The 18,294-nt window shown below is 72.9% G+C and carries 14 protein-coding genes; 8 read left to right on the forward strand and 6 right to left on the reverse strand.

Annotation, left to right across the window (positions count from 1 at the left end; translation table 11 throughout):
* Positions 1 to 18 precede the first annotated feature (18 nt).
* Positions 19 to 1,008 carry a stage II sporulation protein M gene (locus ACYU96_RS01840; protein ID WP_460748570.1) on the reverse strand — a complete coding sequence of 330 codons (990 nt, stop codon included), beginning with the start codon at positions 1,006 to 1,008 and terminating at the stop codon, positions 19 to 21.
* Positions 1,009 to 1,090: 82 nt separating this feature from the next.
* Here ACYU96_RS01840 and ACYU96_RS01845 point away from each other — a divergent pair, with 82 nt between their 5' ends.
* From ACYU96_RS01845 to ACYU96_RS01870, 6 genes are all read left to right on the forward strand, one after another.
* Positions 1,091 to 1,927, forward strand: coding sequence for an RDD family protein (locus ACYU96_RS01845; protein WP_460748572.1), 837 nt, complete (start codon positions 1,091 to 1,093; stop codon positions 1,925 to 1,927).
* 211 nt (positions 1,928 to 2,138) lie between these two features.
* Entirely contained in the window at positions 2,139 to 3,323 is a 1,185-nt protein-coding gene (locus ACYU96_RS01850) for a glycerophosphoryl diester phosphodiesterase membrane domain-containing protein (protein WP_460748574.1), read from the forward strand.
* Entirely contained in the window at positions 3,320 to 4,096 is a 777-nt protein-coding gene (locus ACYU96_RS01855; protein ID WP_460748575.1) for a DUF4129 domain-containing protein, read from the forward strand. Before ACYU96_RS01850 ends, ACYU96_RS01855 begins: the two co-directional genes overlap by 4 nt.
* Positions 4,093 to 5,391 carry a DUF4350 domain-containing protein gene (locus ACYU96_RS01860; protein ID WP_460748577.1) on the forward strand — a complete coding sequence of 433 codons (1,299 nt, stop codon included), beginning with the start codon at positions 4,093 to 4,095 and terminating at the stop codon, positions 5,389 to 5,391. Before ACYU96_RS01855 ends, ACYU96_RS01860 begins: the two co-directional genes overlap by 4 nt.
* Entirely contained in the window at positions 5,388 to 6,437 is a 1,050-nt protein-coding gene (locus ACYU96_RS01865) for an AAA family ATPase (RefSeq protein ID WP_460748579.1), read from the forward strand. Before ACYU96_RS01860 ends, ACYU96_RS01865 begins: the two co-directional genes overlap by 4 nt.
* A gap of 9 nt (positions 6,438 to 6,446) precedes the next feature.
* Positions 6,447 to 7,778: a DUF58 domain-containing protein gene (locus ACYU96_RS01870; RefSeq protein WP_460748580.1), complete on the forward strand. Its 1,332-nt coding sequence runs from the start codon at positions 6,447 to 6,449 to the stop codon at positions 7,776 to 7,778.
* A gap of 32 nt (positions 7,779 to 7,810) precedes the next feature.
* On the opposite strand, the gene ACYU96_RS01875 is transcribed toward ACYU96_RS01870, so the two are convergent.
* The 5 genes from ACYU96_RS01875 to ACYU96_RS01895 form a co-directional block, all read right to left on the reverse strand.
* Entirely contained in the window at positions 7,811 to 9,556 is a 1,746-nt protein-coding gene (locus ACYU96_RS01875; RefSeq protein ID WP_460748582.1) for an LpqB family beta-propeller domain-containing protein, read from the reverse strand.
* Complete coding sequence (gene mtrB / locus ACYU96_RS01880; RefSeq protein WP_460748584.1) at positions 9,556 to 11,286, reverse strand: MtrAB system histidine kinase MtrB; 1,731 nt, start codon at positions 11,284 to 11,286, stop codon at positions 9,556 to 9,558. The genes ACYU96_RS01875 and mtrB overlap by 1 nt, the downstream gene beginning before the upstream one ends.
* The gene (gene mtrA / locus ACYU96_RS01885; protein ID WP_460748586.1) at positions 11,286 to 11,966 is read right to left on the reverse strand and encodes an MtrAB system response regulator MtrA; all 681 of its coding nucleotides are present in this window, start codon (positions 11,964 to 11,966) and stop codon (positions 11,286 to 11,288) included. The genes mtrB and mtrA overlap by 1 nt, the downstream gene beginning before the upstream one ends.
* Positions 11,967 to 12,046: 80 nt before the next feature.
* Positions 12,047 to 12,697, reverse strand: coding sequence for a ribosome hibernation-promoting factor, HPF/YfiA family (gene hpf / locus ACYU96_RS01890; protein WP_460748588.1), 651 nt, complete (start codon positions 12,695 to 12,697; stop codon positions 12,047 to 12,049).
* 207 nt (positions 12,698 to 12,904) lie between these two features.
* Positions 12,905 to 13,729: a ComF family protein gene (locus tag ACYU96_RS01895; protein ID WP_460748590.1), complete on the reverse strand. Its 825-nt coding sequence runs from the start codon at positions 13,727 to 13,729 to the stop codon at positions 12,905 to 12,907.
* 119 nt (positions 13,730 to 13,848) lie between these two features.
* Between ACYU96_RS01895 and ACYU96_RS01900 the strand changes: the two genes are divergently transcribed.
* Both ACYU96_RS01900 and secA read left to right on the forward strand, forming a co-directional pair.
* Complete coding sequence (locus tag ACYU96_RS01900) at positions 13,849 to 15,609, forward strand: cation:proton antiporter domain-containing protein (protein WP_460748592.1); 1,761 nt, start codon at positions 13,849 to 13,851, stop codon at positions 15,607 to 15,609.
* A 95-nt stretch (positions 15,610 to 15,704) separates the two neighbouring features.
* Positions 15,705 to 18,294, forward strand: a 2,590-nt coding sequence (gene secA / locus ACYU96_RS01905; protein WP_460748594.1) for a preprotein translocase subunit SecA, incomplete at its 3' end; no start/stop codon positions are given.

Raw genomic sequence — 18,294 nt, forward strand, 5'->3', positions numbered from 1 at the left:
AGCCCGAGGGTCCGACACTCAGCCCGCCGTGACCGCGTACGCGCCCGCCTCGTCGGCGGAGAGGTCGCCCGTCTCGCCGTCGCGCACGGCACGCCCGCCGAGGACGTACACGTAGGTCCAGAACGCGGCGAGCGCGACGGCGCCGATGAGGATCTTCAGCCACCAGAACATCGCCGAGCCGGTGACGAAGCCCTCGATCAGGCCGGACACGCCGAGCGCCACCATGAGGACGACGGCGACCGTGACGAGTGCGCGCCCCTCCCGCGCCAGGGACGTCGACCGCTTGAGCGGGCCGGGGTCGACCCACGACCAGAACAGCCGCAGGCCCGCCGCCCCGGCGACGAAGATCGCCGTGAGCTCGAGCAGGCCGTGCGGGGCGATGAGCATGAGGAACGTGTCGAGCGCGCCGTGCTCGGCCATCATCCCGCCGATGGCGCCGACGGAGACCGAGTTCTGCCACAGCACGTACAGGGGGAAGAACCCGGTGATACCGCCGCCGATGCACTGCCAGGTGATCCAGAAGTTGTTGGTCCAGACCAGGCCCGCGAACCCGGCGCCGGGGTCGTAGTACTCCGCGAAGGCCTCGTTGACGTAGTTCTCCTGCCACGACGGCGTGCCCAGGGCGCTGAGCGCCTCGGGGTCGGTGGCGACGTTCACCCCGGTGATGACGGCGACGACGACGGCGGCCGCCGTGACGGCGTGCGACCACCAGCGGAGCCGGTACAGCGCGGCCGGCGCCGTGACGACGGCGAACCGCACCACGCTGTGCCAGGCCGGCTCGTGCGACCCCGCGATCTTCGTCCGCGCACGCACCAGCAGGTCCGACAGGCGTGTCACCAGCCCCGGGTCGGGCGCGGCGGACCGGACCGTGGACAGGTGCGTCGCGACGGCCTGGTAGAGCCGCACCAGCTCGTCGGCCTCGGCGCCGTCCAGGCGGCGGCGCCCGGCGAGCTCCGCGAGACGGTCCCACTCCTTCGAGTGCACGGCGGTGAAGGCGTCGATGTCCACGCCCGATAGTCTGCCCCACCACGGCGCGATCGCGTAGATTCTCGTCCGACGCCCACCCGCCCACCCCAGCAAGGAGACCCGCGTGCACGACGGCATCGTCATCGGCGAGGGAGTGCTGCTCGACGCACGCCCGGCCGGGTTCATCTCCCGCACGCTGGGGGCGCTGCTCGACCTGTTCGCGGTCGTCGTCGTGGTGGGGCTCCTGCTCTGGGCAGCGAACGCCTGGTTCCTGGAACAGCTCCTGCGCGGCGAGTCCGGCATGGACGTGCTGGCCATCGCGCAGGTGCTGCTCACGGTCACGGTCATGGTCGGGGTCCCCACGACCGTCGAGACGCTGACCCGGGGCCGGTCGCTCGGCAAGCTCGCCGCCGGCGTCCGCGTGGTCCGGGACGACGGCGGCCCGATCCGCTTCCGGCACGCCTTCGTCCGGGCGCTGGTCGGGATCGTCGAGCTGTGGCTCACCCTGGGTTTCCTCGCGGTCATCACCTCGCTCGTCAACCGGCGCGGCAAGCGGCTGGGCGACCTCGTCGCCGGGACGTACGTGGTGCGGGTGCGGGGCGGGCACCCGCCGTCGGCACCGATCCTCATGCCCGCGGCGCTGGCTACCTGGGCGGAGGCCACCGACATGCGCCGCCTGCCGGACGGGCTGGCGCTCGCGGCCCGGCAGTTCCTCGGCCGGGCGCACCGGCTGTCGTCGCAGTCCCGGGTCCACCTGGCGGACGACCTGGCAGGGCGGGTCGAGCCGTACGTCGCGCCGGGGCCGCCCGCCGGGACGCATCCCGAGGCGTTCCTGCACGCCGTGCTGGCCGAGCGGCGGGACCGGGAGCGGGACGCGGCAGGTCTGCGGCAGTCGCGGGCCGCCGAGCACGCGAGCCTGCTGCACCGTCTGCCGTACGCGGTCCCGGACCTGCGTGACTGACCGGCGCGCGCAGCGGCGTCGGGGTCGCGGTCCAGGACGCGTCCGCGGGCTGTCGCCGGGGGGCCGCATCGGGGTGAATCTCCGCCGGATGCGGACGCCGATGCTGGGTTCTGCGGGTCCTGTCAGCGTGTCGCGCTAGGGTGGCGACCGCGCACCGAACACCATGCCGTGGTGTGCTGGAAGCACCCACGAAACCCCGGGAGAAACGCCTGTGACGACGCCAGCCAGCCCCGACGGCGGTTCGGGCACGCCCGCCCCCCAGAACGGGTGGGGCGAGCCGCCGCGCTACGGCCAGTACGCGCCGGAGAGCGATGCGGGCGGACCGGCGTCGGCCCAGTCGGTGCCGCAGTACGGGCAGGGCCAGTACGGACAGGCGCAGTACGGGCAGCGGGGCGCGGGCCCCGGGGGCGGGCCGCCGTTCGGCTCGTCGCTCCCGCCGGTCGCCGACAAGCCCGGCATCGTCCCGCTGCGCCCCCTCTCGCTCGGCGAGATCTACGACGGCGCGTTCCAGGCGGTGCGCCACAACCCCGGCGTGGTGCTGGGGTTCACCACGATCGTGCTGGCGGTGGCGGCCGCGATCGGCGCCGTGCTCAGCCTCCCGCTCACCACGATCTTCGCCGACCTGTGGGGCGACTTCGCCGACCTCGCCGCGTCCGACCCGACGGCGAATCCCGAGGATCTCGCGGTCATCGAGCAGATGAACGGTCTCATTCCCGGGTTCTACGGGGTCGGCCTCGGCAGCGTGATCACCCTGTCGCTGGCCACGCCCCTGGCGGTGGGCGGCGTCGCCCTCGCGGTCTCGGAGTCGGTCCTCGACCGCAAGGTCACGATGGGGCAGGCGTGGCGCCGGGTGGCGCCCCGCTGGTGGTTCCTCCTCGCCGTCGGCCTCCTGCTGGGCCTCGTCACCCTCCTGTTCACGGCCCTCGTCGTCGCCGCGGTGGTCGGCATGTTCGCCGTCGACACGGGCTTCGGGGTGGTCGGCATCTTCCTCGCGGCCATCGGTTTCGTCGTGTTCTCCGTCTGGCTGACGATCAGGACCCTGCTCATCGCGCCGTCCCTGGTGCTCGAACGGCAGGGGTTCTGGACGACCATGGGGCGCGGCTGGCGTCTGACGCGCGGCGTCTTCTGGCGCATGCTCGGGATCTACCTGCTGACCTACCTGATCCTCTGGTTCCTGGGGCAGATCGTGGGCGCCCCGCTGCAGGTCGGGGTGGGCTTCGCCTCGGTCACCGCCGACCCGGTCCTCGCGCAGGTCGGGCTCGCGATCACGACGCTCGCGGTCGCCCTGCTCGAGACGGTCTTCATGGGTGCCGTCGTCGCGCTGCTCTACATCGACACGCGGATGCGCCGCGAGGGGCTGGACGTGCAGCTCGCGGCCGCCGCGGCGGACCGATGACGCTGCTGGCGCCGACCGAACCGCCCGTCGAGCCCGGCCGTGAGGACGCGCACGACTGGCTCTGGACCGAGCTGCAGCGGGCGGAGTACGCCGAGCGCGAGAGCCTGCTGGCGCGCCTCGTCAACGCCGTCCTGGAGTGGCTCGACGGCCTCGCCGTGCCGGATGCCGGGCTCCCGGGGACACAGCTCGCGATCATCATCCTCGCCGCCGTGCTGGTCGTCCTCGCGATCGCGTGGTTCGTGGCGGGGCCGGTCCGCCGGGAGCGGAGCACCAAGGGCTCGGTGACCGTCGTGAAGAAGGACGACGTGCGCACCGCCGCGCAGATGCGCGCGGCCGCCGACGCCGCCGCTCGCTCCGACGACTGGCCGGCAGCCGTCGCGGAGCGCTACCGGGCCGTCGTCCGGTCGTGCGAGGAGCGCGCCATCATCGACCCGCGCCCCGGACGCACGGCCCAGGAGGCCGCGAACGACGCCGGTGCGCGGCTGCCGGGCCTCGCCGCCCGGCTGCAGGTCGGTGCCGGGCTGTTCGACCAGATCGAGTACGGCAAGGTGGGCGCTTCGGCGACGGACGACACGGCCATGCGCGAGCTCGACGACGCCGTCGCCGCCGCGCGGGTGGCGCGCAGGGTGCCGTCGTCGGCGGGGGCGGACGGGGACGCTCCGGCAGGCGACGGTGCTCCGGCTGGTGACGATGCGCCGGCGACGGTGGGCGCGTCCGCCGGGCCGTCCACCACGGGCGACCCCGACGCGCCACGTGCGGAGGAAGCCCGGTGACCACCACGCACGCACCGCCCGCCGCAGGCATGCCCGCGCCCGCCCCGCGCGACGGGAACGGTCCCGGGGTCCCCGACGCGCCCTTCGTCGTCGGCCGTCGGCCGCAGCGGAGGTTCCCGTGGAAGCAGGTGGGCTGGGTCGCGCTCGTCGCGGCCGCGGTCGGCCTGCTCGTCTTCGTCCTGGCCTTCACCCGACCCACCGGTTCGGACGTCCCCTACTCGCCCGCCAACGCCAGCGAGAACGGGGGCCGGGCCGTCGCGGAGGTGCTCGGCGAGCACGGTGTGGACGTGACCGAGGTCAGCCGGGTCAGCGAGGCGTACGAGACGGCGGCGGCCGGGGAGACGCTGGTCATCACGCCGAACGCCACGTACTTCGAGCGCGGGCAGATCGACGCGCTCCAACGGATCGAGTCGGACGTCGTGCTGCTCGGGCCGGACCAGGAGCTGCTCGACGCCTTCACGGACGGACACGTCCAGACCTGGGCGGCAGGGCCCGCCGACAGGGAGGGCGCCCAGTGCGCCGCGCCGGCTGCCCGGGCCGCCGAGAACGTGCGGCTCGATGCCGGGCTGAACGTCGAGGGCGGCAGGGTCGACGCCTGCTGGCCGTCCGCCGACGGGTTCGCGTTCGCCTACGCGCGCACCCAGGTCGACGGCCGGTGGGTGCACGTGATCCACGACCCGGACGTCGTCCGCAACGACACGGTGCTCGCGGGCGGCAACGCCGCGCTCGCCCTGTGGACCCTGGGCGCGCACGAGAAGCTGACCTGGTTCGTGCCGGACCCCTTCGACACCTCGATGCCCGAAGGACCGTCGGACGGCTCAGGAGGCTCGGACGGCGGGAGCGACGACGACGGGTCGCGGCCTCCGGCGGCCGATGCGGGAAGCCTGCTGCCCGAGGGCACCACCCCGGTGGTCTGGGTGCTCCTGCTCACCGCCGTGGTGCTCGCCGTCTGGCGCGGCCGGCGTCTCGGGCCGCTCGTCACCGAGCCGATGCCGGTGCTGGTCCGGTCGGCCGAGACGATGCGGGGGCGCGCGCGCCTGTACCGTGCGGTGCGGTCGCGCGGTCACGCGGCGGCCGGCCTGCGGGCCTCCGCGGCGCACCGCATGGCGCAGCGCCTGGGGCTGGCACGCTCGGCCGACGCCACGACCGTGACCGACGCCGTGGCCGCCGCCACCCATCGTCCCGCCGAGCAGGTGGCGCACCTGCTGTACGGGCCCCCGCCCGCCGACGACGGCGAGCTCACCGAGCTCGTCCGGAGTCTCGACAACCTGGAGAGCGAGGTCCACCGATCGTGACCGAACCCGTGTACACCCGGCCGGAGCCCGGCTCGGAGCCGACACCGCAGCAGCCCGCGCCGGAGACACCCGCCGAACAGCCACCCGCCGCGCCGTCGCAGGCCCTCCGGTCCGCTCTGGCGGGTGTGCGCACCGAGGTGGGCAAGGCCGTCGTCGGCCAGGACTCGGCGGTGACGAGCCTGCTCATCGCGCTGCTCTGCCAGGGCCACGTGCTCCTGGAGGGTGTGCCGGGCGTCGCGAAGACGCTGCTGGTGCGCTCGCTCGCCGCCGCGCTGGCCCTCGACACCAAGCGTGTGCAGTTCACCCCGGACCTCATGCCCGGCGACGTGACGGGCTCGCTCGTCTACGACGCCAACACCGCGCAGTTCTCGTTCCGCGAGGGCCCGGTGTTCACGAACCTGATGCTCGCGGACGAGATCAACCGCACGCCGCCCAAGACCCAGGCCTCGCTGCTCGAGGCGATGGAGGAACGGCAGGTTTCGGTGGACGGCACGCCGCGCATGCTGCCGGACCCGTTCGTCGTCATCGCCACGCAGAATCCCGTCGAGTACGAGGGCACGTACCCGCTGCCGGAGGCGCAGCTCGACCGGTTCCTCCTCAAGCTCGTGCTGCCGCTGCCCGAGCGTGAGCAGGAGGTGGAGGTCCTGGCCCGGCACGCCGCCGGGTTCGACCCCCGCGACCTGCGGGGCGCCGGCCTGCGCCCGGTCGCCGACGCTGACGTGCTTACCCGGGCCCGCGCCGAGGTGAGCAAGGTCCAGGTGTCGCGCGAGGTCCTCGGGTACGCCGTCGACGTGTGCCGCGCCACGCGGTTCTCGCCGTCGTTGTCGCTCGGCGTCTCCCCGCGCGGCGCGACCGCTCTGCTGCGCACGTCGCGCGCCTGGGCGTGGCTGTCCGGCCGGTCCTTCGTGACACCTGACGACGTCAAGGCTCTCGCCCACCCGACGCTGCGGCACCGCATCCAGCTGCGTGCCGAGGCGGAGCTGGAGGGCGTGACGGCCGAGGGCGTGCTCGACACGGTGCTGGCCTCCGTGCCGGTCCCGCGCTGAGGCGGGCCGATGGTCCTGACCTGGCGGGCCGCCGCCCTGATGGCGGCGGGCGTGGTCCCGGCGCTGCTCTGGCCGAGCGCCGGGACCGTGATCGCCTGGGCGCTGCTCGTGATCGTCGTGTGGTGCGTGGACATCGCGTTCGCGGCCTCGGCGCACCGCGTCGAGGTCCGGCGCCGCGTCCCGGCGTCGGTCCGGCTCGGTGAGCCGACGACGTCCGAGCTGGTGGTCCGGAACCTCTCCGGGCGCCGGCTCCGCGGTGTGGTGCGCGACGCGTGGCCCCCGTCGGCCGCCGCCGGGCACGGCTCGGCCGGGGGAGGCCCGGGACGGCACGCCGTCGACCTGCCGCGCGAGGAGGCGGTCCGGCTCACCACCACGCTGCGGCCGATGCGGCGCGGCGACCGGCTCGCGGGCGGCGTCACCGTGCGCACGTACGGGCCGCTCGGCATCGCCGGCCGGCAGCACACGCTGCCGGTGCCGGGGCGCCTGCGGGTGCTGCCGGAGTTCGCCAGCCGCAAGCACCTGCCCTCCCGCCTGGCACGCCTGCGCGAGCTCGACGGGCGCGCCGCCGTGCAGGTGCGGGGCGAGGGGACCGAGTTCGACTCGCTCCGCGAGTACGTGGTGGGCGACGACGTCCGCTCGATCGACTGGCGCGCCACCGCGCGGCGGGGCGACGTCGTGGTCCGCACCTGGCGGCCCGAGCGGGACCGCCGCGTGATGATCGTGCTGGACACCGGCCGCACGTCGGCGGCCCGGGTCGGCGCGGTCGGCAGCCAGACCGGCGCGCCACGCGTGGACGCGAGCATCGAGGCGGCACTGCTGCTGGCGGCGCTCGCGGGCCGGGCCGGGGACCGTGTCGAGCTGGTCGGCTACGACCGCGCCGTCCGGGCGCGGGTGCAGGGTGCGGCCGGGCCGCGTCTCATGCCCGCCATGGCCGACGCCCTGAGCGTGGTCGGGCCGGCCCTGCTGGAGACGGACTGGCCCGGCGTGGTCGGGCAGGTGCGCGAGCGGATGTCCCAGCGGGCGCTCGTCGTGCTGCTCACGACTCTCGATCCCGCCGCCGTCGAGAACGGCCTGCTGACCGTCGTCGACCAGCTCACGCGCAGCCACCAGGTGGTCGTGGCGTCCGTGGCCGACGAGGAGGTCGCCGCGATGAGCACGGGCCGCGGGTCGTCGTCCGAGGTGTACGACGCCGCGGCGGCGGCGCGCGGCAACCTGGAGCGTACGGCGGTCACCACCATGCTGCGCCGCTACGGCGCGGAGGTGGTCGAGGCCCTCCCGGACGACCTGGCCCCGCGTCTGGCGGACACCTACCTGGCGCTGAAGGCGGCAGGAAGGCTCTGACGCCCGGCCGGGACCTCCGGCCGGCTCGCAGGTCAGCCCGGGTAGGCGACCGAGTCGATGTTCTCCGCGACCGGGTCGCCCCAGCCCGTCGTGTGCTCCTGGTAGAGGTCGCCCCGGCGGGTGAGGGCCAGCGCGCCGGCGTCCGTGACGCCCGAGGTCAGGGACCTGACCGAGGCCAGCTCCTGGACCACCACGGTGCTGCCGCTCTCGTCCGGCAGCCCGCCCACGCCGGTCTCGTACATCGTGGTGACGCCGTCGTCGTCCCGCGCGAGCAGGAAGAGCGCCGTCTGGTCGGACCACTGGGCGGAGACGACGTCGGGCACGCCGGCCGCGACCTCCACGCCCGTGGCGAGCCGCAGGGCGGGCTCGTCCTCGTCGCCCCGCACGATCGCGGCGACGTGCACCGACGTGCTCCCGGCCGTCCGGCTCACCACCGCGACCCGCACCCCGTCCGGCGCGACGCGCACGCCGATCACCTGCCGGCCGTTCAGCCAGTCGGCGGTCACCGTGTACTGCTCGCCCGACTCGTGCACCACGAGCAGCCGCCCGTCGTCGTCCTCGGGATCGAAGTCGCGGCCCAGGTCGTCGCTGGTCCAGACATATCCGTAGCGGTCCACGGACGGTTCGGCGAGCCGCTCGCGCACCAGGAGCTCCTGCTGGCCGCCGACGGTGTCGACGTCGGCCACCCGGACGAGCCGTCCCCGCCCGTCGCGCACGACGACGGGCGCGGCGCCCGGGCCGACCGCGATCGCCGTCGGGGCGAGCTCCTCGAGGTGGACCGAGCGCTCGAAGTCCGTCAGCCGCTCGTCGGACACCGTGTACAGCTCCCCGCCGGACAGGGCGATGGGCATGCCCCGGGTGGTGGCCTTCACCGGCTGGTCGACGGTCGGCTCGGTCAGCCGGCTGTCCCCGGCGTACAGGGCGATCTCGGGCTGCAGGCCGCCGTCGGCCAGGGTGGCCTTGAGCTGGGCGAAGAGCAGCGCCAGCCGTGCGTCGTCCAGGTCGAGGACCTCTTCGCCGAGCTGCACGACGATCGCGCCCTCGTCGTCGTCGGTCACGGTCGGGACCGCCAGCTGCGTGCCCTCCTCGACCGCCGTGCCGACTGCCCCCTGCAGCCAGTCGGGCGGTCCGGCCAGCGCCTCGGCGACCGCGCTCGTGCGCCAGGAGCTGCGCGGGAACCAGCGCTGCTCGGGCACCCACGTCTGCTTGTCGAGGGACGGGAAGAACAGCTGGGTCGCCTTGAACTGGTTCGCGAACTGCCGCGACGGGACGAGGACGCCGTCCTCGAGCTCGTCGATGCGCCACTGCTCGTCCTCGCCGCGGGTCAGCGAGAAGCTCGTGGTGAACGGTGCCGCGTTCGACGCCTCCGTGAACGTCCCGTGCGCGTCGACGTGGGCGGCGGCCTCCACCGAGACGGTCACGCGCGCGGTGTCGGCGTCGTCGTTCCGGACGGTGATCTCGGGCGAGCCGAGGTAGACCACGACGTTCCCCGTCGGCGTCCAGTCGTCCCGCACGTCGTCGGCCAGGTACAGCTCGGCCGTCTCGTACTGGGTCGCCGCCGTGGAGCCGGAGCCGCCCGCGAGCAGGAACGACCGCACGAGCGACTCGGGATCGGCGTCCGTCTGGGGCGCCGGCGGGATGTAGCCGACCGCGTCCTCGTCGTTCTGCTCGGCCTGGCGGAACATGACGGGCCCCGAGGACGGGACCGACGCGCAGCCGGCCACGACGACCATGAGGGCGAGGGCCGCCGTCACCCAGGCGGCGAGGCGTGCGCGCATCAGCGGACCTCCAGGTCGGGGATGTTCGTGGGCAGCGGCCCCGTGGGCGGGTGCACCACGGGGATCTGGTCGGTGACCACCGCGGGCTCGTGCGAGTCGGGCACCAGCGGGACCGGCGACGAGTCGAGATGGATCCCGGCGCGGCGCGGCAGGGTCAGCCGGAAGCTCGCGCCACGGCCGGGCCTGCCCCACACCTCGAGGCGGCCGGCGTGCAGCCGGGCGTCCTCCTGGGCGATGGCGAGGCCCAGCCCGGTGCCGCCGGTGGTGCGGGTGCGAGCCGGGTCGGCGCGCCAGAATCGGTCGAAGACGTGCTCGACCTCGGGCTTGGTCATCCCGATCCCGTAGTCGCGGACGACGACGGCGACGGCGCCGGCGTCCTGCCCCACGGTGACCTCCACCGGGCGGCCCTCCGCGTGCTCGATGGCGTTCAGCACGAGGTTGCGCACGATGCGCTCGATGCGCCGGGGGTCGATGTCGGCGACGGTGTCACCGTCGGGCAGCTCCACGGACAGCGGCACGTTCTTGTTCTCCGCGAGAGGCTGCGCCATCTGCGCCACCGACAGGACGACGTCGCCGAGGTCGCCCCGTTCGGCGTCGAGCACCGCGGCCCCGGCGTCGAACCGGCTGATCTCCAGCAGGTCGGCCAGGAGGGTCTCGAAGCGTTCGATCTGGCCGGTCAGGAGCTCGGCCGAACGGCTCGCGCCCGCGCTGAGCTGGTCCCGTGCCTCGTGGATGACGTCGCCCGCCATGCGGATGGTGGTGAGCGGGGTGCGCAGCTCGTGCGACACGTCCGACACGAACCGCCGCTGCGCCGCCGACAGCTCCTCCATCTGCTGGATCTGTTGCTGGAGGCTGTCGGCCATCGCGTTGAACGACCGGGACAGCGTCGCCATCTCGTCGATGCCCGTGACGTCCGGGAGCCGTTCGTCCAGCCGGCCGTCCGCCAGACGCTCGGCCACGCTCGCGGCCCGCGTCACGGGCGCCACCGTCTGGCGGCTGACGAGCGCGGTGATCAGCCCGATCAGCAGCAGCACGAACGCGGCGCCGATGCCGAGCACGCGGTGCACGAAGGTGAGCGTCTCCTGCTCCGGCTGCAGCGAGTACACGTAGTAGATCTCGTACGTGCCGACCCGGGGCACCTGCACCGAGTTGCCGACGACGACGCCGGGCACGGTGCGGTCCGTCGGTACCGGGTCCTGCACCTCGGTGAACTGCACGACCTGCTGGCCAGTCGTGGCCCCCTGCTCGCGCAGCTCGGTGTTCTCGCGGCGCAGGTCCTCGGTGAGCAGGGTGTCCTGCTGCGCACCCATGCTGTCCGGGATGATCACGTCGCTGACCTGTGGCTGTGTGTTGAGAGGGTGCACGATGAAGACGGCCTCGACGTTGGAGGCGCTGGTCAGGATCCGCTCCGCCACGGAGCTCATCAGCTGCTGGGCCTGCTGCTCGTCCACGATCGTCGCGCTCCGGAACTGCTCCTCCGCGTCCGCGGTCAGGGCGGCGCTCTCGTCGTCGATCGACTCCAGGCGGCGCTCCACCATGCCGTCACGGACCGACGTCGACAGGTACAGCCCCAGGGCGGCGACCGCCACGACACCGATGACCAGCGCCGACGCCATGATCCGCAGCCGCAGCGACGCGCGGAACGCGTGGACGACCCGCCGCGCCAGGCGAGCCACGGCGACGCGGGCGCGCCGGGTCGTGCGGCGCAGCCTGGACGAGGGCCCGGGCATTACTGCGGGATACCCGCCTTGTAGCCGACGCCGCGCACCGTCAGGACGATCTCGGGGTTCTCCGGGTCGCGCTCGATCTTGGAGCGCAGCCGCTGGACGTGGACGTTCACCAGCCGGGTGTCCGCGCTGTGCCGGTAGCCCCACACGCGCTCGAGGAGGACCTCGCGCGTGAACACCTGCCACGGCTTGCGCGCCAGCTCCACGAGCAGGTCGAACTCCAGCGGTGTCAGGGCGATCTTCTCCCCGTCCCTGGTCACGGTGTGCCCGGTGACGTCGATGTCGATGTCGCCCACCTGGAGCCGCTCCGGGCCCGGGTCCTCGGTCCGGCGCAGCCGCGCCTTGACGCGAGCCACCAGCTCCTTGGGCTTGAACGGCTTCGAGATGTAGTCGTCCGCGCCGGACTCCAGGCCCAGCACGACGTCGACCGTGTCGGACTTCGCGGTGAGCATGATGATCGGCACGCCGGACTCGGCACGCACCTCCCGGCAGACCTGTACACCGTCCTTGCCGGGCAGCATCACGTCGAGCAGGATCAGGTCGGGCTGGTGGGTGCGGACCATGGACAGGGCATGGTCCCCGTCGGTGCAGAAAACCGGTTCGAGTCCCTCACCCCGTAGCACGATGCCGATCATCTCTGCCAGGGCAGTGTCGTCGTCGACGACCAGGACGCGCGATTTCATGACGTCCAGTGTGCCAGGTCCAGGCCCGTGCGACCGGTGATTCCCGGCCGTGGCGCCGGGAATCACCCTGTCGTGGTCGGTCAGCCTCCGCAGGCGTCGTCGAGCTGGACGACGCCGAACGACCATCCCTTGCGCTGGTAGAGGACGGACGGGCGCGAGGTCTCCTTGTCGATGAAGAGGTAGAAGTCGTGGCCCACCATCTCCATCTCGTAGATGGCGTCGTCGAGGGTCATCGGCTCGGCGTGGTGCAGCTTCTGGCGGATGACGACGGGCGAGTCGCCCATCGTCGTCTCCACGGAGTCGCCCGGCTCGGCCAGGGCGGCGGGCGCCGCGACCTGTGTCTCCGGCGTGTCCTCCGGTGTGAGGAGGTCGTCGTCGAGCGGGCTGGGGGTGGTCGTCTCCGGGTTCGGCCTGTGGTTGTTGTTGCGGTGCTGCTTGCGCCGGTCGCGCGCGCGGCGGAGGCGCTCGTTGAGCTTGTCGACCGCCAGGTCGAGCGCGCCGAAGCGGTCGTCCGCGGCGGCCTCCGCCCTGATCACGGGCCCCTTCGCCCGGACCGTGAGCTCCACGCGCTCGCGCTGCTCGGCCATCCGCGGGTTGTTCTCGTGCGTGACCTCCACGTCCACTCGCATGGCCGTGGGGGAGAGGAGCTCGACCTTGGAGAGCTTGTCCTCCACCTGCTGCCGGAACCTGTCCGCAACCACTGTGTGCCTGCCGACGACGACGATCTCCATGTTGCTGTCTCCGCTTCGGTCGAGGGCGCCTTGCGCGCCCGGTTTCCGCCTGACTGAGGCACCTCTCTCGGGTGCCGGTGGCTGAATCACCCCCGTCGCGGTTCGAACGGCTGCTGTGCCCCTCAGGAATGTCAGGCTAACCCCGGAGCGGGAGTTAGCGACAGTCCCAATGGCAGGTAAACAACGTGACATGTTGAGGGCGGCTCGTCAGGGCGCCGGGCAGCATCCCGCCCCTTCGTCCGGCGGCGGGGTCGCTGCCAGCACGATCGCCCCGAGCACGTCCGCCCCGGCCCGCTCCAGGGCGTGTTCGCTCGCAGCGAGAGTGGCGCCGGACGTGAGCACGTCGTCGACCACCATGCAGACGGACCCGGCCATCGGCCGGGCCGACCGCACGGCCCCGGCGAGGTTCCTGCCCCGTGCCCGCGACCCGAGCCCCACCTGGTCCCGCGAGGCGCGTCTGCGCAGGACCGGCACGAGCCGGGCCGGTACGCCGCCGTCGCGCAGCCCGTGCGCGACGGCGGCCGCGAGCGTACGGGCGGGATCGCGCCCGCGCGCCCGCCGGGCCGGGCCGGCCGTCGGGACCGGGACCACGCAGATGCCCCGTGAGGGCGGCGAGCGGTCGGAGGCGCGGCGGCCGGCCGGCCGGCCCGGTCCGCCGGAGCCCGTGGCGCCGTGCGGCGCCGCCGGGCCGGGGGCGGCACCGGCCGCCGGCGGACCCAGCGCCTCGCCGGCGCGCCGCAGCGCACCGGCGAGGAGGTCGTCCAGGTCGGCCCGCCCGCGGTCCTTCCAGTGCACGACGACGTCCCGTACGGGACCCGTGTACGCCGTCAGCGCCCAGACGGGCAGCGGCGGCACGCCGTCGAGCCGGTCGAGCCGCCCCGCTCCGTGCTCCACCCGCACCGGAGGGCCCGCGAACCGCTCCGCGCAGCGTGCGCACCAGCGCACGTCCGGCACGCCGCACGGGCAGGCCACCGGCAGGAGCAGCCGGGTGAGGTCGACCAGCGGGCGGGCGGCGGCAGATGGTGCGGGCATGACGCCAGCCTTCCGGGGCGAGGGCCCTCCCGCCCGTTGTCCACAGGCGTCCGCCCGCATCTTCCACAGGTGTGTCTCGCGAGGCGTCCTGTGAAACCTGCGCCGCATACGATCACCCCATGGTGACCGCTGCAACGTTCCTGGTCGTCGCGACGGCCTTGGGTCTGGGGGCCCATCTCTTCCGCCTTCCCCCGCTGGTGGGCTTCCTCGTGGCCGGTTTCGCGCTGCACGCCGCCGGGTTCGCCGAGCCCGACTACCTGGAGACCGTCGCGGACCTCGGCGTGATGCTGCTGCTCTTCGGCATCGGGCTGAAGCTGGACCTGCGGTCCCTGATCCGCAAGGAGGTCTGGCTCACCACCGTCGCCCACTTGGTCGTCAGCGTCGCGATCGCCGTCGGCTTCCTCGGGGCGCTCGGCGCCGTCGGCCTCCCGCTCGTGGCGGGCAACGACCTGCGCACCCTCGCGCTCATCGGGCTCGCACTCTCCTTCTCCTCGACGGTCTTCGTCGTCAAGGTGCTCGACGGCCGCTCCGACCAGCGCGCCCTGTACGGCCGGATCGCCATCGGCGTGCTCATCGTGCAGGACCTGATCGCCGTGATCTTCCTGTCCGTCACGGCGGGGGAGCCGCCGAGCCCCTGGGCGCTCGCCCTCGTGCTGCTGATACCGGGCGCCTGGCTGCTGCGCAAGGCCTGGTCCCACATGGGCCACGGCGAGCTGCAGGCGATCTTCGGCATCGCGGTCGCCATCGGGCCGGGCTACGTGCTGTTCGACCTCGTCGGGCTCAAGGGCGACCTCGGTGCCCTGGTCATGGGCATCCTGCTCGCCGGGCACGCCAACGCCAACGAGCTCAGCCGCAACCTGTTCACTCTCAAGGAGCTGCTGCTCGTCGGCTTCTTCGTGTCCATCGGCTTCGCGGGCGTACCCACCGGCGCGACGATCGCCGTCGGACTCCTCGTTCTCCTCATGCTCCCGCTGCAGGGCGTCGCCACCGCACTCCTGCTGCGCCTCATGCACCTTCGCAAGCGCACCGCGATCCTGAGCGGCCTCGTGCTGAGCAACTACTCCGAGTTCGGGCTCATCGTCATCGCCGTCGGCGCGGAGGCCGGGCTGCTCCGCGACGACTGGGTGGTCGTCCTCGCCGTGGCGGTCGCCGTCAGCTTCGTCATCGCCTCCGCGGTCAACACCCGCGGCAACGAGATCGCCATCGCGCTCGCCCGCCGGTTCCCCTCCAAGCCGAACGACTGGCTGCACCACGAGGAACGCCTCATCGACGTCTCCGGCGCCGAGGCGCTCGTGCTCGGCATGGGGCGGGTCGGCCGCGGCGCCTTCCGCCAGCTCGAGAAGGACTACGGCATGAACGTCGTCGGTGTCGAGCACGACCCCGGGCGCGTCGCCGCCCTCCGGGCGGAGGGCTACACCGTCGTCCAGGCCGACGCCACCGACATCGAGTTCTGGGGGCGTGTGCGCAGCGCCGGCCACGTCAGCCTGGCGATCCTCGCCATGCCCTTCCACCAGGCCAACCTCATCGCGCTCGGGCAGCTGCGCGCCGGAGAGTTCAACGGCACCGTCGCCGCCGTCGCCCGGTACGACGACGACGTCGCCGAGCTCGGACGGCACGGCGCCGACGCCGTCTTCCACCTGTACGGCACGGCCGGGCTGGCGCTCGCGGACCAGGCGGCCGAGGCCGCGCTGGGCCACGAGGCCGCCGAGGCGCTGCGCGACGCGCAGGACGCCGCACGCCTGGCCGAGGTGCGGGAAGCGGCCGGCAGGGAGCACGGCGGGACGGCGGATCGTGCGACCACGTCCGTCCGTGAGGAGGCGGAGCCGGGCGCCCTCGATTCCCCCGAGAGCGAACCCCGCAACTACCAGCGTGGTGACTGACGTTCTTGTGATCGAACATCCAGCGTTACCGCCTACCATGGGCTTCGGTGCCCACAGGTGGGCAGTATCACACCGACCGATCCGGGAGAACCCGCGTGCCCTCGATCCTCGAGAAGGTCCTGCGCTTCGGCGAGGGCCGGACCCTCAAGAAGCTGCACTCCATCGCCGAGCAGGTGAACCGGCTCGAGCCCAGCTTCCAGGAGCTGAGCGACACCGAGCTGCGCGAGGAGACCGAGCGCTTCAAGGAGCGGCTCGCCGCCGGGACCCCGCACGCGGACCTCAGGGCCGAGGCCTTCGCCGCGGTGCGCGAGGCGGCCCGCCGCACGCTCGGCCAGCGCCACTTCGACGTGCAGATCATGGGCGGCGCCGCACTCGACCTGGGCAACATCGCCGAGATGCGCACCGGTGAGGGCAAGACGCTGGTCGCGACCACGGCCGCCTACTTCAACGCGCTGGAGGGCAAGGGCGTCCACGTCGTCACCACGAACGACTACCTCGCCAAGTACCAGGGCGAGCTGATGGGCCGCGTCTTCCGCTTCCTCGGGATGTCCACCGGCATCATCGTGTCGGGCCAGCCGCCGGCCGAGCGCCGCGAGCAGTACGCGGCGGACATCACCTACGGCACCAACAACGAGTTCGGCTTCGACTTCCTGCGCGACAACATGGCGTGGTCGCCGGAGGACCTCGTGCAGCGGGGCCACCACTTCGCCATCGTCGACGAGGTCGATTCGATCCTCATCGACGAGGCGCGCACGCCGCTGATCATCTCCGGGCCCGGCTCGGGCGACGCGAACCGCTGGTACGTCGAGTTCGCCAAGGTGGTGCGCCGCCTCGTGCCCACGCAGGACTACGAGGTGGACGAGAAGAAGCGCACCGTCGGCGTGCTCGAGCCCGGGATCGCGAAGATCGAGGACTACCTCGGCATCGACAACCTCTACGAGTCGCTGAACACCCCGCTGATCGGCTTCCTGAACAACGCCATCAAGGCCAAGGAGCTGTTCAAGGCCGACAAGGACTACGTCGTGATGAACGGCGAGGTCATGATCGTCGACGAGCACACCGGCCGTATCCTGGCCGGCCGCCGCTACAACGAGGGCATGCACCAGGCGATCGAGGCCAAGGAAGGCGTCGAGATCAAGGCCGAGAACCAGACGCTCGCCACGATCACGCTGCAGAACTACTTCCGCCGCTACGACAAGCTCTCCGGGATGACCGGTACGGCCGAGACCGAGGCCGCCGAGTTCCAGGGCACGTACGACATCGGCGTCGTCCCGATCCCCACGAACAAGTCGCCGCGGCGGCTCGACGAGGCGGACCTCGTGTACAAGAACGAGGAGGGGAAGTTCAACGCCGTCGTGGACGACATCGTGGAACGTCACGCCGTCGGCCAGCCGGTCCTCGTCGGTACGACGAGCGTCGAGAAGTCCGAGCTCCTCTCCCGCCTGCTGAAGAAGGCCGGCGTCCCGCACAGCGTGCTGAACGCGAAGGAGCACGAGCGCGAGGCGTCGATCATCGCGATGGCGGGCCGCAAGGGCGCCGTGACCGTCGCCACCAACATGGCCGGCCGCGGTACCGACATCATGCTCGGCGGCAACGCGGAGCACATCGCGGTCGCGGCGCTCGCCGACAAGGGCCTGGACCCGGCCGAGACGCCCGAGGAGTACGAGGCCGCGTGGCCGCAGGCGCTGGAGCAGGCGCAGCACGCCGTCGCGGCCGAGCACGACGAGGTGACCGAGATCGGCGGCCTGTACGTGCTGGGCACCGAGCGCCACGAGTCCCGGCGCATCGACAACCAGCTCCGCGGCCGGTCCGGCCGTCAGGGTGACCCGGGCGAGTCGCGGTTCTACCTGTCCATGCAGGACGACCTCATGCGGCTGTTCAACTCCGGCCTCGCCGAGGCGATGATGCACCGCGCCGGCTTCCCGGACGACATGCCGCTGGAGTCGAAGATGGTCACGCGCGGCATCCAGTCCGCGCAGGCCCAGGTGGAGTCCCGGAACTTCGAGATCCGCAAGAACGTGCTCAAGTACGACGACGTGCTGTCCCGCCAGCGCGACATCATCTACGCCGAGCGGCGCAAGGTGCTCGACGGCGAGGACCTGCACGAGCAGGTGCAGCACTTCGTCACGGACATCCTCACCGAGTACGTGACGGCGGCCACGGCCGAGGGCGCCCCGGAGGACTGGGACCTCGACGCGCTGTGGACAGCGCTGCGCAACGTCTACCCGGTGTCGATCACCGTCGACGACGTCGTCACCGAGGCGGGTGGGGCCGGCTCGGTCTCCCGCGAGATGCTGCTGGAGGAGATCCTCTCCGACGCGCGCGTCGCGTACTCCGCGCGCGAGGAGGAGCTGGGGTCCGCCGCGATGCGCGAGCTGGAGCGGCGTGTGGTGCTGTCAGTGACCGACCGCAACTGGCGCGAGCACCTCTACGAGATGGACTACCTCAAGGAGGGCATCGGCCTGCGCGCGATGGCGCAGCGCGACCCTCTGGTGGAGTACCAGCGCGAGGGCTTCCAGCTCTTCGAGGCGATGAAGGACGCGATCCGGGAGCAGTCCGTCGGTTTCCTGTTCAACCTCGAGGTGACGGTGCAGCAGCCCGACGGCACGCAGCAGCCGGGTGGCGCGGTCGCCGCCGCGGCGGCGCCGCTCGCGGCCGCGCCGCCGCCCGGCGCCTCGCCGGCGA

This window comes from Myceligenerans cantabricum (assembly GCF_054777735.1).